Source organism: Dietzia aerolata (assembly GCF_014144865.1).
Taxonomy (GTDB): Bacteria; Actinomycetota; Actinomycetes; order Mycobacteriales; family Mycobacteriaceae; genus Dietzia; species Dietzia aerolata.
Map to the genome: position 1 here is coordinate 1 of NZ_JAALDM010000012.1, position 12439 is coordinate 12439.

General features: G+C 69.2%; 12 protein-coding genes and 1 pseudogene. 5 read left to right on the top strand and 8 right to left on the bottom strand.

Going from position 1 to position 12439, the window contains the following annotated elements; genetic code table 11:
• On the bottom strand, positions 1-817 hold an 817-nt coding region (locus G6016_RS00710; RefSeq protein WP_182630798.1), incomplete at its 3' end, for a DMT family transporter.
• A gap of 129 nt (positions 818-946) precedes the next feature.
• Here G6016_RS00710 and G6016_RS00715 point away from each other — a divergent pair.
• Complete coding sequence (locus tag G6016_RS00715) at positions 947-2209, top strand: aspartate kinase (RefSeq protein WP_182630799.1); 1263 nt, start codon at positions 947-949, stop codon at positions 2207-2209.
• Between the two features lie 215 nt (positions 2210-2424).
• Here G6016_RS00715 and G6016_RS00720 read toward each other — a convergent pair whose 3' ends face one another.
• Positions 2425-3018, bottom strand: coding sequence for a hypothetical protein (locus G6016_RS00720; protein ID WP_182630800.1), 594 nt, complete (start codon positions 3016-3018; stop codon positions 2425-2427).
• Positions 3019-3141: 123 nt separating this feature from the next.
• Here G6016_RS00720 and G6016_RS00725 point away from each other — a divergent pair, with 123 nt between their 5' ends.
• Together G6016_RS00725 and G6016_RS00730 are read left to right on the top strand one after the other, a co-directional pair.
• Positions 3142-3576 carry a hypothetical protein gene (locus G6016_RS00725; RefSeq protein ID WP_182630801.1) on the top strand — a complete coding sequence of 145 codons (435 nt, stop codon included), beginning with the start codon at positions 3142-3144 and terminating at the stop codon, positions 3574-3576.
• Positions 3577-3740: 164 nt separating this feature from the next.
• Positions 3741-4775: an aspartate-semialdehyde dehydrogenase gene (locus G6016_RS00730; RefSeq protein WP_182630802.1), complete on the top strand. Its 1035-nt coding sequence runs from the start codon at positions 3741-3743 to the stop codon at positions 4773-4775.
• A 142-nt stretch (positions 4776-4917) separates the two neighbouring features.
• Here the strand turns inward: G6016_RS00730 and G6016_RS00735 are convergent, their stop codons facing one another.
• Genes G6016_RS00735 through G6016_RS00745 form a run of 3 tightly spaced genes read right to left on the bottom strand, consistent with a single transcriptional unit; the run spans position 4918 to position 8554 of the window.
• Positions 4918-5844 (bottom strand): MBL fold metallo-hydrolase, encoded by a 927-nt coding sequence (locus tag G6016_RS00735; RefSeq protein ID WP_182630803.1) that lies wholly within the window; start codon positions 5842-5844, stop codon positions 4918-4920.
• 2 nt (positions 5845-5846) lie between these two features.
• Positions 5847-7511, bottom strand: coding sequence for an FAD-binding dehydrogenase (locus tag G6016_RS00740; protein ID WP_182630807.1), 1665 nt, complete (start codon positions 7509-7511; stop codon positions 5847-5849).
• A 47-nt stretch (positions 7512-7558) separates the two neighbouring features.
• A complete protein-coding gene (locus G6016_RS00745; protein WP_182630804.1) occupies positions 7559-8554 on the bottom strand; it encodes an esterase/lipase family protein in 996 nt (331 codons plus the stop codon).
• A gap of 102 nt (positions 8555-8656) precedes the next feature.
• Here G6016_RS00745 and G6016_RS00750 point away from each other — a divergent pair, with 102 nt between their 5' ends.
• On the top strand, positions 8657-9274 hold the full coding sequence (locus G6016_RS00750) for a TetR/AcrR family transcriptional regulator (RefSeq protein WP_182630805.1): 618 nt from the start codon (positions 8657-8659) through the stop codon (positions 9272-9274).
• A 148-nt stretch (positions 9275-9422) separates the two neighbouring features.
• On the opposite strand, the gene G6016_RS00755 is transcribed toward G6016_RS00750, so the two are convergent.
• Together G6016_RS00755 and G6016_RS17785 are read right to left on the bottom strand one after the other, a co-directional pair.
• Entirely contained in the window at positions 9423-9965 is a 543-nt protein-coding gene (locus tag G6016_RS00755; protein ID WP_182630806.1) for a VOC family protein, read from the bottom strand.
• Between the two features lie 335 nt (positions 9966-10300).
• Positions 10301-10615: pseudogene (locus G6016_RS17785) on the bottom strand (hypothetical protein); the annotation flags it as partial.
• 254 nt (positions 10616-10869) lie between these two features.
• Here G6016_RS17785 and G6016_RS00760 point away from each other — a divergent pair.
• On the top strand, positions 10870-11385 hold the full coding sequence (locus G6016_RS00760) for a sucrase ferredoxin (RefSeq protein ID WP_241729627.1): 516 nt from the start codon (positions 10870-10872) through the stop codon (positions 11383-11385).
• A gap of 18 nt (positions 11386-11403) precedes the next feature.
• Here the strand turns inward: G6016_RS00760 and G6016_RS00765 are convergent, their stop codons facing one another.
• The gene (locus tag G6016_RS00765) at positions 11404-12267 is read right to left on the bottom strand and encodes a UbiA family prenyltransferase (protein ID WP_187354196.1); all 864 of its coding nucleotides are present in this window, start codon (positions 12265-12267) and stop codon (positions 11404-11406) included.
• Positions 12268-12439: the final 172 nt, after the last annotated feature.

Consider the following 12439-nt stretch of genomic DNA (forward strand, 5'->3'; position numbering starts at 1 on the left):
CCACGGTCGCCGCCGCCATCACCGCCAGCGTCGCCCCGAGCGCCAGCAGGTGCAGCCCGTCGACGGCGAACCGCTCGCCCAGCACCACCACGCCGAGCACCATCGAGATCACGGGCGTCGTGACGGTCGACGCCGGCACCGCCTGGTGCACCGCGCCCGCCTCGAACGACATCTGCTGCAACGTCAACGCCGCCACGGCCGCCACGACCAGCGCGTACACCTCGCCCGTCGTGGCCACCTCCCACGCGCCGCCGGCGTGCCACCGCTGCGTCACGCCCTTGGTGAACAACGCCACGTACGCGAACGCCGTGCCGCCCGCGACGCCGAACAGCACCGCGCGTCCGCCGCTGGTGTGCCGTCGCCGGCCGATCCGGAGCAAGATGGCGACGACGACAACGCCACCCACACACGCCAGTGCCCATTCCCAGAGCGGCGGATGGGTCTCGCCCCCGGTGGGTCGGCCATAGAGCACCATGACCATCACGCACGCGGTCAGGACGTGGCCCCAGAACAGTTCGGTTTTGGACACCCGGCGGCGGTTCATCCACGCGCCGAGGGGCAGGGCGAAGATCAGTGAGGTGACCGAGATCGTCTGGACGAGTATCAGTGAACCGAACGCGAGCGCCAGGCCCTGGAAGGCGAATCCTGCGAGGCTAATGGTCATCCCGGTCCACCAGTAACGGCTGGTCAGGACGCCGAACTTGCTCTCGAGTCGGCCCTGCGCACGGTCCATCGTGCGGTGGCGCATCACCGTCCCGAGGGCCTGGCTGAGGGCGGACGCGAGGGCCAGGAGAACTGCCGCCCAGGTTTCCGTCATCGATGACGAGTAAACACCTCCCGTAAAGTGGGGCTGCGATAGGCCGAGTAAGACCGGAAGAATCTGGGATCACCGGAAGAATCCGGTAAGACCGGAATAAGCCGATCAGCACCGGAAGGGTGTGACCGCGTGGCACTGGTAGTGCAGAAGTACGGCGGCTCCTCCGTGGAGTCCGCAGAACGGATCCGTCGGGTGGCCGAGCGGATCGTCGAGACCAAGAAGGCCGGGAACGACGTGGTGGTGGTCGCCTCGGCAATGGGTGACACCACAGATGAATTGCTGGACCTGGCCGACCAGGTCTGTCCGTCGCCGCCGCAGCGCGAGATGGACATGCTCCTCACCTCGGGTGAGCGCATCTCCAACGCACTGCTCGCGATGGCCATCAGCTCGTTCGGGATGGAGGCCTACTCGTTCACCGGGTCCCAGGCCGGAATCATCACCACCACCCGGCACGGCAACAGCCGCATCATCGACATCACCCCGGGTCGCGTGCAGGAGGCGCTCGGCGAGGGCAAGATCGCGCTGGTCGCCGGATTCCAGGGCGTCTCGCGTGAGACGCGCGACGTCACCACTCTCGGCCGCGGCGGCTCCGACACGACCGCCGTCGCGATGGCGGCCTCGCTCGGCGCCGACGTGTGTGAGATCTACTCGGACGTCGACGGCATCTACACCGCCGACCCCCGGATCGTGCCCAACGCCCGCAAGCTCGACACCATCTCGTACGAGGAGATGCAGGAGATGGCGGCCGTCGGATCCAAGATCCTCAACCTGCGCAGTGTCGAGTTCGCTCGCCGTCACCAGGTGCCGCTGCGCGTCCGCTCTTCGTATTCGAACGATCCCGGCACGCTCGTTGCCGGCAATGTGGAGGACATCCCCGTGGAAGACGCACTGCTGACCGGAGTCGCACACGACGCCTCGGAGGCCAAGATCACGGTCGTCGGCATCCCTGACCAGCCGGGCTACGCCGCCAAGGTGTTCCGCATGGTCGCCGACGCCGAGATAAACATCGACATGGTCCTGCAGAACGTGTCCAAGTCCTCCGGCAAGACCGACATCACCTTCACCTGCCCGCTCGAGGTGGGCGCCAAGGCCACCGAGGTCCTGTCCAAGGCCAAGGACGATCTCGGCATCGACCAGGTCCTCTACGACGACAACGTCGGCAAGGTCTCCCTCGTCGGCGCCGGCATGAAGTCGCACCCCGGCGTCACCGCCACGTTCTGCGAGGCGATCTCCGAGGCTGGCATCAACATCGAGCTCATCTCCACCTCCGAGATCCGCATCTCGGCGCTGGTCCGCGAGGAGGAGCTCAACGACTGCGTCCGCGCGCTGCACGACGCGTTCGAGCTCGGCACCGACGAGGAGGCACAGGTCTACGCCGGCACCGGCCGCTGACCTGAGTGCTCTCGGACTTGTGCGCCCTGTGTGGTCCATAGGGGGCGCGTAACTCCGGACGGTATGTACGCGACGGGCGCACAAGTCGGACCAGGGGCCAGCACTCAGGGCTCCTGGTCCCTCTGGCGGTTATGCGCCCATCACGTACGTCGGCGTACCAGGTATGCGCCCGATCTGGTCCACGCACAGCGCGCAAGTCCAGCCGGCGTGCGTGCTCAGCTGCGGGGGGCCGCCGTGATGTTCGAGACGTGGCCGGCCAGCGGGGTCACGGTGAGCTGCACGGTGGCGCCGGGGCGCAGGCCGCTGGCCAGGCGACGCTTGCGGACCGTCCACTGCCGCGTGCCGGTGGATGTGTCCAGCACCAGCTCGGTGCGGCGGCGCCGGGTCTCGATCTTGTGCGGATTCCGGTGGTAGACGAGCTGCAGGAGCGAGTGGGGCAGGAAGTCCAGGGTCTGCCGGTCGCGGACGCTCACCACGGTTCCGCTGACCTGGCGCGTGGACAGTGAGTCGAGCAGTCCCACGCAGATCCTCGCCACACCGATCAACGCGATGACGATCGCCGCGACGGCGATCAGCACGCCGAACATGCGTGTCGACGACGTCTCCGCGGTGTACGCCCTGAGCGAGTCGTCGGTCATGAGGCGAAACGCCAGCCAGAGGAAGAAGCAGCTCAACGCGACCTGCACGGCGCCGCGCAGCAGCAGCGTCAGCGGTGAGTCACCGGACCACGGTCGCAGTGACACCCCGAGGACTCTGCTCCAGTGGTTGGCCGAGTCGGTCAGTCCGGCGCCGGTCGGTGGCGTGGTCATGGCGTCGCCCTTTCGGAATACCTGGAACGAGCACGTGGCCTCACCATAGATCGAAAAATGTGGGAACTCTTAGATTTTCAGCTTTTCCTGGCTATGGTGACGGGCATCGACCTAGGAGTAGCCATGCGTACCTCTCTGACCGGGGCCGGAATGATCACCGCGGCCGCTACCGGCCTCGTCCTCGGCCTGGCGGCCTGCAGTTCTGGTTCGGATGCCGGGGATTCCGCGGCGGGCGAGCCGGAGGGCACGGTGAGGGTGGTCGAGGAGCCCGCCGGCGGCGGTCCGGCCACCGCCATCGACGCGGGGGAGGGCGACTACGTGTTCGGCCTGGGGCGCGAGTCGATAGCGGAGACCATCACCGAGACCTTCTCCTCGGACAACGCGGAGGCGGTCTGGGAGGGGGACACGCTGGTCGTGACGATGGACGGCGACGCCGAGGGGGCCATGGCCGGCTTCACCGAGTGCCGGGTGATCACGGAGTTCGTCGAGGAGGGCGACTCGGTGGCGATCGTCTACCCGAACGGCCGGGTCGAGTGCGCCGAGGTCCTCGGCGGGTAAGCAGTCCCGCAAGGTCGACCGTGCAGTGACGCGCTGTGACGCGCGCCGCTGTCGGCGGGCCGCGGTGTCGGTAGGATGGGGCGATCGCCGGTCGGTCGGCGCAGGGCGGAGAACCCGTCCGCGACTTGCCGGGACATGAAGACTTTCAGGAGTTGACCTCGCAGATGACCACTGTCGCCGTAGTCGGAGCCACGGGCCAGGTGGGTCGCGTCATGCGCGCCCTGCTCGAGGAGCGGGACTTCCCGGCCGACAAGGTCCGGTTCTTCGCTTCCGCCCGCTCGGCCGGCACCACGCTGGAGTTCCGGGGTGAGGACATCGTGGTGGAGGACACCGCGGCCACCACCGATGAGGAGCTCAAGGGCATCGACATCGCCCTCTTCTCGGCCGGCGGCACGATGTCCAAGGAGCAGGCGCCCAGGTTCGCGGCGGCGGGCGCCGTCGTCGTCGACAATTCCAGCGCGTGGCGCAAGGATCCGGACGTTCCCCTCGTCGTCTCCGAGGTGAACCCCGAGGCGGCGCAGAATCCGCCCAAGGGGATCATCGCTAATCCGAACTGCACCACCATGGCCGCGATGCCGGTGCTCAAGGCGCTGCACGACGCGGCGGGCCTCAAGCGGCTGGTCGTGTCGACGTACCAGGCGGTGTCGGGTTCGGGTCTGGCCGGCGTGGACACGCTGAACGACCAGGTCACCAACAATGTGGCGGCCGGGCACGAGCTGGTGCACGACGGCAGCGCGCTGCAGGTGGGCGAGACGGGTCCGTACGTGGCACCGATCGCGTTCAACGTGCTGCCCATGGCGGGCGCGATCGTGGACGACGGGTCCGAGGAGACGGACGAGGAGCAGAAGCTGCGCAACGAGTCGCGCAAGATCCTCGGCATTCCCGAGCTGCGCGTGGCCGGAACCTGCGTACGGGTGCCCGTCTACACGGGCCACACGCTGACCATCACGGCGGAGTTCGACAAGGACATCACGCCGGACCGGGCCCGCGAGGTGCTGGGCAAGGCGGCCGGTGTGAAGGTCGTGGACGTGCCGACCCCGCTGGAGGCCGCGGGCGCCGACGACTCGCTGGTGGGTCGTATCCGCCAGGATCAGTCGGCTGAGGGCAACAAGGGGCTCAGCCTGGTCGTGTCGGGCGACAACCTGCGTAAGGGTGCGGCGCTCAACACCATTCAGATCGCGGAGTTGCTGGTCAAGTAGTCGATTGCGGGGTGTGCTCGTCGGGGAACGACGACGAGGGCCCGCAGCCGCGCACACAGAGAAGCCGCCGCCTGGTTGAACAGACCGGGCGGCGGCTTTCGCGTTGTCGGGCCCGTGGTTTATCGGGGCGAGTGGTCGCGTCCTATCTGGCGGCCCACGGGTCGGTTCGACTCCACAGCGCGGGCAGCCCCAGATGGACTCCGTCCCGCTCAGCGCACGCCGTCAGGACGCGCATCGCGGCGTCGAGGTCGTCGACCGCGTAGGGGAGTGCTCGCAGGGGCTTGGTCAGCGGCCTGAAGAAGTCGTCCCAGTGGGTGAGGATTACCGCACGCGCCCCCACTGCGGTCACGGTCTCGGCCCAGTACTGTTCGATGAAGTCCCGGGGTTGGTGACCGAGCTGCCCGACGGCCAGGTACACGACATCGGCGCGGCGCCCGTCGAGCATCCCGGGCCGGAAGCCGGCGCTGCTGTGGACGAGCGCGGAATGCCCGGACTTCTCGTGCTCGACCAGGATCGACCACGTCTCTCCGCACTTGTACGCACGCGCCGGAGCGGGCTGGGCGATCGCGTGATCGATCACCCCTCGGATGCGGTCGGGGTGCGAGTGTTCGGACTCGATGAAGGTCAGGGTGAAGGCGCCGAACGTCAGCGCATCGCCCGGTGCGGCCGTGACGATGCGACCCGGGGGCAGCTGGGCTCCACGCCCGAGCTGCGCGGTCGACTCACCGCCGACGAGCGCCGCACCGGTGCGCTGTGCGACCGCGGCCGAGTCGAGGGCGTGGTCATAGTGGGAATGCCCGCAGACCACCGCGTCGAGAGTGCCCACCCCTGCCCTGCGCAGGGCGTACTCCACGCGTGTCGGGTCGCTCCGCAGGGATGTGAGGAGCGTCCGGGCGAGGGACGGCCGGGTGAAGAACCCGTCGGTCATGACGGCCGAGTCCCCGTCGTCAAACAACAGGGTGGTCACGCCGAGGAAGGAGACCGTCAGCGGTGAGGTCGGCGAGGCCGGCGGCGTGGCGGGCTGTGTCTGGTACGCGGCCAGGTCGGGTCGGCCCCATCTGAGCTGCATCCTCACACCTCCCGGGCGAGGTCGCGGCCTGCCTGCCGGCCGCTGAAGATGCAGCCGCCCAGGAACGTGCCCTCGAGCGATCGGTAACCGTGCACGCCGCCTCCTCCGAAGCCGGTGATCTCGCCGGCGGCCCACAGTCCCGGCACCGCAGCACCGTCGGCGCTGCGGACCCGACCGTCAAGGTCGGTCTGGATGCCGCCGAGGGTCTTGCGCGTGATGATGTTCAACCGTACCGCGATGAGGGGACCGGAGCGTTCGTCGAGGATCTTGTGCGGCGATGCGGTGCGGGCGAGTCGTTCACCCCGGGAGCGCCGGGAGTTGTGGATGGCGGAGATCTGCAGGTCCTTGGTGAACGGGTTGTCGATCTCGCGGTCGCGCGCGACGATCTGACGTTCCAGGTCGGCCAGGTCGATGAGGTCCGCACCTGTCACACGGTTCATGCCGGCCACCAGTTCGGGCAGGGTGTCGGCCACCACAAAGTCCTCACCGTGTTCCTTGAACGCCTCGACCGGTTCGCCGGCTCCCGGGAGGACCCGTCCCAACAGCAGCTTGAGGTCTTTTCCGGTGATGTCGGGGTTCTGCTCCGACCCCGACAGGGCGAACTCCTTCTCGATGATCTTCTGGGTGAGGACGAACCAGGAGTAGTCGTAGCCGCTGTCCTGGATGGCCTTGAGAGTTCCGAGGGTGTCGAATCCCGGGAAGTTGGGGACGGGAAAGCGCTGTCCCCGGGCGTCGAACCACATCGACGACGGTCCGGGGATGATGCGGATCCCGTGGTCCTTCCAGATGGGGTTCCAGTTGGTGACGCCTTCTGTGTAGTGCCACATCCGGTCCTTGTTGACCAGACGGGCCCCCGCGCGCTCGGTGATGGCCAGCATCCGGCCGTCGACGTGCTCGGGGACCCCGGAGATCATTTTGTCCGGCGCGGTGCCGAGTCGGGCGGGCCAGTTCTCGCGCACCAGGTCGTGGTTTCCGCCGATGCCGCCGGCGGTGACGAGGACCGCTGACGCGCGCAGTTCGAACTCGGCGACCTCGGCGCGGCTGCTCGCCGCGCCCCGTGGCGCGGCGCTGGGCTCGAGTACTGCGCCTCTGACCCCGTCGACGACCCCGCCTGTGACGGTGAGTTCGTCGACGCGGTGTCGGAACCCGAAGCGGACCAGTCCCCGGTCCGCCGCGTCCCGTACCCGACGTTCAAAGGGGGCGAGGACGCCGGGCCCCGTCCCCCAGGTCAGGTGGAACCGTGGCACCGAGTTGCCGTGGCCCTCGGCGAGATATCCCCCGCGTTCGGCCCACCCGACGATCGGAACCCACCGCACGCCCTGGGCGTGGAGCCACGACCTCTTCTCGCCCGCGGCGAAGTCCACGTAGGCGCGCGCCCACTGGTATCCCCAGTAGTCCTGCCCCGCCGGGTCGTCGATCCCCCGGTCGAAGGTCGCGCTGCCGAGCCAGTCCTGCCACGCCAGTTCGGCGGAGTCCTTGATCCCCATCCGTCGCTGCTCGGGGGTGTCGACGAGGAACAGCCCGCCCAGGGACCAGAACGCCTGTCCGCCCAGGTTCTGCTCGGGTTCCTGATCGAGCAGCAGCACCCGTTTGCCCGCGTCGGCCAGTTCGGCGGTGGCCACCAGGCCGGCGAGTCCGGCCCCGACCACGATCACGTCTGCGTTCATCGTCTGTGTCATCGGTCCGTTGTTGCCTGTGGTCATGGAGGTGTGCCTCATCCCTGTTCGGCGTATCGGGGCAGGGCCGGCTCGGCCGGCAGTGACGGCTGCCCGAGGATCCCCAGGTACTTGATTGCCCCCTGCGCGAACGACGGGGCGAAGGTGGCGATGTCGAATCCGGGCAGGGTGATCCCCTCGCACAGGTTCGGGGTCCGGGCGGGTACCGCCGGCCCGGGGTGGGACAGTGCGTCGAGCGCCAGCCGGTAGGTCGCGGCGTCGTACATGAGCCCGACGTGCTCGACCAGGCGGCCCGGGCAGTGGTCCTGCAGGGCGATGTTCGCGGCGCCCGGGTAGCTGCTGACCTCGCGGGCGGGCTGGATACCCTCGTCGAAGAGGGTGAAGATCGACGTCACCGACACCGACGGGGAGATCGGTTCGCGGTTGAGAGCGGCGGTGAACCGCGACCCCATGGAGAGCTGATGGGCCAGGACCGGACAGAAGCCGACGGAACAGATGAGGTTGACCGGCTGCGCGCCGTGGATCGGGCCCGCGAGCGAGATCATGTCATCGACCGAGGCCGCGACGTCGGGCCAGAAGCGCAGCGCCCAGAGGGCCAACACCGGCCCCGCGCTGTGGGCCACGATGCTGACCTCCTGCCCGGACCGGGCCCGCGCGTGGCGGATCGCGTTGACCACGTACTCGGCGCCGATCGTGGCGTCGCCGCGGCCGTGGTCGAGGACGGTGACCTCGCACACCCCGTAGCCGTCGCGGACCAACGCGCGCGAGTACCCCCAGCCCCAGGCGTCGGCGGGGTCGAAGCCCACACCGCCGACCAGTACCACGACCTTCTTTCCGGACCCCGGGTGGACGTCCGGGGTGCAGCGCACGGCGTCGTCGAGGGTCTGCTGCGGCACCGACAGGGGTGGACCGGTAGGCCCGGCAGAGGCGGACGCCCGACCCTGGGCACCGGGGACGATGGCGAGGAGGCCGGCGAGCAGGACCGCCGCCACCGCCGCACCGGCGGTCCGTAGTGGGATTGGCAGTGAGGTCATGCGGTGCTCCTGACGCTGGGCGACCCATTCGATACAACTGTGTATTCGATGCGCCACTGTATCCAATACGGTGATGTATGCAACCCCGGTAAGCTCGGAACAATGAGCGGAACGGTGAAGCGACGGCGGCCTGAGACTCGGCAGCGGCTGCTCGACGCGGCGCTCGAGGTGTTCGCCGAGCGGGGCTTCGGCAGCACCAGCGTCGAGCAGGTGTGTGGCCGGGCCGGCTTCACCAGGGGCGCCTTCTACTCCAACTTCACCTCGCTGGAAGAGTTGTTCCTGGCGATGTGGGAGCAGCGGTCGTCGCAGATGCTGGCGGATGTCGGGGCGTTGCTCGATACGGGCGAGCCGCTTCCGGTCAGGTCGCTGGATGACGTGGTGGCGTGCGTGCTGGCGGTGGTTCCGGTTGACGATCAGTGGTTCCGGGTCAACGCGGAGTTCACCGCCCATGCACTGCGCACCCCCTCTCTGAAGCGAGTGCTGCTCGCGCGGGAGAAGGCGATCCTCGCGACCCTCATGCCGTTGCTCGACCGGTTGCTCGCCCAGGTCGGGCTCGAGGTGACGGACCACGCGGCTCTGGGGCCGAGCCTGACCGCGGCACATGACGGAACGCTGGTGCAGTGTCTGATCGAGGACGATGTCGCTGCTGCCCTCGCCCGCCGCGCGGCGATGTTCACCGTGCTGGTGGAGCGCTACACGCAGGCGATCGTCGGCACCTGACCTGGAGCTCACGGTCGATCGTGGATCGGCCGCAGTCGCGGACCGGGTCGTAGAAAATCGGGACGACGACCAGGCCCCGCCGCCGCATCGGGTCGATACCGCCGCCCGGTCGAGCGGACCGTGCGGCGTAGGGCCTTGGCCCGCCGGGTCAGGCGGGCGCCGCGGCGGTGTCGACCACCGGCTCGGACAGCGAGTCGGCCACGGCCTCGGCGACGGGCTCTTCGAGCGGGATGGTGCAGGCCAGGGGCTCGCTGTCGGACCAGTCGTGGCCCCAGTAGCTGTCGGCGGTGATGTTCTGCGGCAGGTACTGGTCCTCGTCCACCATCAGCCCGTCGTAGCCGTACTCGATGTCCCAGCCGCCGGGCGCGCGCAGGTAGTAGGACACCATCTTGTCGTTGGTGTGGCGGCCGAGGGTGGAGGAGATACCAAACCCGTGTTCGGTGGTGCGCTCCATTGCCTGGGCGACCATGTCCATTTTGGCCGCCTCGAGCATGATGTGCACGATCCCCGGGCCCATGTGCGGGGCGGGCATCACGGCGAAGCTGTGGGTGGCGCTGGTTGGCGCCCATGAACTGGATGCGCAGCGGCGGCATGCCGGGCATCGGGGGAACGGGAACGCGCCGCGGGTGTGGAAGCCCAGCACGTCGCGGTAGAAGCCGATGGTGGCGTCGTCGTCGGTGGTGGGGACCACGAGGTGGCCCAGGCCCAGTTTGTCGGTGACGAGCTCGGTGCGGTACTTGGTGGAGACCTTGGAGTGGTCCAGCTCGGCGCCGTGGAATATCCCCAGGCGCTGGCCGCAGGGGTCCTCAGGGTGATCGCGCCGTCGACCTTGCTTGCCTGCGCCTCGTCGTGGGTGGGGTCGCGGAAGGCGATGCCGTGCTCGGTGAGGGTGGCCCGGACGCGGTCCAGGGCGATCTCGTCGCGCACCTCCCAGCCCACGGCGGCGAGGTTGTCCTTCTCCGCGCGGTGCAGGGTGATGCGGCGGGCGCGCTCGTCGAGGCGCAGGTGGAGGGTGTCGCCGTCGCCTCCGGCGCCCACACCCAGGTCCAGCACGTCGTGGGCGAGGGTGCGCCAGCGGTCGAGGTCGGTGGTGTCGATGGTGAGGTAGCCGAGGGCACGGATGTCGCCCATGGAGTGTCCTTTCGAGAGGTGGTCCCGGCGCGCCGGGGTGTCACCGCGGGGGAGCGCCGCTCGCGCGCCCGGGTGGGGATGAGGACACTGTGGCGCGGGTGTGGTGCGCGTCACCAATCGATTCCGCTGGGCGGGAAAGGTGCAGGTGGGGAGGTGAGCGGTAGGGCGGCGACGACGAGGGCAACTGCACCTGCCGGCTGGACCACCCATGACCTAGTACCCGACCCGCCACCACGCCCGAGCTGGGCCGGGAAATCGCCGGGCGTGCCCAGGAGGCCGACGTCCGCGTTGCCGCGATCCGGAGGGCGGGTCGTCGTCGTCATCCAGAGGAACCACGCTGGCGGTGGGCGCTCGCCGACGCCCGGCCCGGGCACGAGTCGCTGCGGTGGGGCGAGGTCGACGGCCCGGTCGGGTACGCCGAGATCCCCCTCGACGGCTCCGCCGGCACTCTGTCAGCGGAGCCGCTGGTCGCCGTATGCGCGCACGGCAAGCACGATCAGTGCTGCGCCGTGCGGGGGCGCAGCGCCGCGGCGCGGATCGCCGAGCGGTATCCGGAGGCGACCTGGGAGTGCTCGCACCTGGGTGGCGACCGCTTCGCCGCGACGATGCTCATCCTGTCGCACGGACTCTTCTACGGCCGCGTCGACCAGGCGGAGGACCCGGCCGACATCGTCACCCTCTACACCGAGGGCCGCGTCGACGAGCGGTACCTGCGCGGACGCAGTAGTCATTCGGCGGCCGTGCAGAGCGCCCAGCACCATGCCCGCGCGGTGGTGCCCGACGACCGCATCGACGCCTTCGCCCCAGTTCGCGTCGTGGAACGGGACGAGCATGTCGAGGTGATGCTCGAAGGCCTGCACGGCCCGGTCGAGGTGTGGCTGCGCGAGACCTACTCCGAACCGATATTCACGATGTGCCGGGCCCACGCCCCCGGTCCGGTGAGGCAGTGGGAACTGATCGAGGTCAAAGCCGGCGGGTAGCGCCGCGGCTGCGCTGCGTCATCCGATCAGGAGCATGACGACGTTGACTCCCGCGATGGCGATCGCCGCGTAGAACGGCGTCTTTCCCGTCGTGCGGGTCGCGGCGACCGCCAGCGCCAGCACCACGGCCAACAGGACGAACTGACTGGCTGTCGGGGGAGTGCGGCTGCCGAAGACGGCGACGACGGTGGCGGCGACGAGGGGCAGCGCCGCCAGTGGCGGGACGGTGGTGGGTGCGAGCCGGTGGGGGAGCCCCAGGACTCCGGTCGCCGCGTCGTCGGCGAGGTCCGGCATGGCGTTGAGCAGGTGCGCGGCGAAGCCCAGGAGCGCGCCGACGGCGACCATCCACCACGGTGGCAGAGCGGCCGAGTCACGGGCCAGGCCCACCACGGCAGGGAGAGCGCCGAAGGCCAGCGAGTACGGGAGCCAGGAGAACGCGGTGGACTTGAGGCCCGCGTTGTAGGCCAGGGCGGCGCCGACGGCGACGAGGTGCAGGAGGCCGGCCGCGGGTCCGCACAGAAGCGACGTGAGAACACAGACCACGCTCGCGGCACCGATCGCCGAGCGCACCAGCCCGACCGCGATCTGCCCGGTCGCGAGGGGTTTGTCGCCGCGGCCGACGCGACGATCCCGCTCGCTGTCGACCAGGTCGTTGGTCCATCCCACGACGAGCTGACCGCTGAACACAGCGACTAACAGCGTCACCGAGGTGCGGGTGCCCACGCCCATGCTCGCCGCGAGCAGCACGGCGAGCATGGTGACCGCGAGCGCCGGGACGGGGTGCGCGGCCCGCAGGAGTGGGAGAGCGGGGCGCGTGGTAATGGCTCGATGCTGTCTCCGGCGGGCCCGCGAGGAGTGGCTTTCGCGTGACGTGGTGATCATCGGCTTGGGGATGCTGCCATTGTGCTGACAACCACCAGCCTCGCCAAGCCAGTCAAGCTCGATCCTGTGCGCGGCCAAGTGGTGGGGCAATCGGGAAGGGCCAGTTAACCCCGGTAGTTCACGGGGATCTGAGGATTGCCGGGCGAAAATAGACCGAAGTGCTTCCTGAACA